A 1,034-nucleotide genomic window follows, 5' to 3' on the forward strand; every position below is an offset into this window, starting at 1 on the left:
ATGTCTCAATTCTCTTGTAGGCAAAGTCTGAGAGATATTCAATCCAATTTGGAGTGCCAACAGGAAAAGCTAAGTCATCTCGGAGCAAAGTCTATTCCCCGAAGCACGCTGGCACGAATCAATGAGCAGCAGCCTGCTGCCTTGTATCAACAGCTATTTTACAAGTTGCTTAAATACTATGACCACTCAAAAGTCGCTCATAAATTTCGCTTTAAGAATCCCTTGTATTCCTTGGATGCCAGTCATATTGACCTGTCGCTTTCCTTATGTGAATGGGCCAAAGTTCACGACTCAAAAGCCAGCATGAAACTCAGTATAGGATTGAATCACAGCAATGATATTCCTGAGTTTGTTGCAGTTGAAAATGGCAAAGAAAATGACATGGTACAAGGCCGCAAATTCCAGTTTCCTGCTGGCAGCATTGTAGTTTTTGATAAAGGCTATGTCGATTACCAATGGTATGCAAATCTGACTGCTCAAAACATTGGATTTGTCACACGTTTTAGGCCTAAATCTGTGTATCAGGTGATCCAGCAACATCCAGTGCTTGAATCCAAAGGTATTCTAAAAGATGAAACCATTCAGCTGAATAGCGCACATGCCCTAAAAAGAAAAGCCCCAGTGTTAAGAAGAATTGAATATAGAGATCAGCAAAGTGGCAAGCACTTTAGCTTTCTCAGCAATAACTTTCATTTAGCCGCCTCCACCATTGCGGCGATTTATAAAGATCGTTGGAAAGTTGAGCTGTTCTTTAAGGCGATTAAGCAGAATCTCAAATTAAAAGCGTTTCTAGGCCGCAGCAGGAACGCAATTCAGACACAAATCTGGATTGCGATGATCGCCTATTTATTGGTGAGTTTCGCTCAACATTTAGGAAAAACAGGTTGGACAGTTCAACGTTTACTCAGAATAATTCAAGTGAATTTGTTTGAAAGAAGAACTTTAAAAGCTTTATTTTCACCCGATAAAATACCCATAAAACAAGAGGAAGCTCATTTGAGCTTCCTCTTGTGAAAAATTGTGGGACAGCAATG

The 1,034-nt window shown here is 40.2% G+C and carries 1 protein-coding gene; it reads left to right on the forward strand.

The annotated features are described in order from the left end of the window. Nucleotides 1-1,014, forward strand: a 1,014-nt coding sequence (locus tag FTV12_RS16405) for an IS4-like element ISAbe18 family transposase (RefSeq protein WP_180034347.1), incomplete at its 5' end; no start/stop codon positions are given. Nucleotides 1,015-1,034 lie beyond the last annotated feature (20 nt).

The organism is Acinetobacter sp. YH12233, from assembly GCF_013417725.1.
Taxonomy (GTDB): domain Bacteria; phylum Pseudomonadota; class Gammaproteobacteria; order Pseudomonadales; family Moraxellaceae; genus Acinetobacter.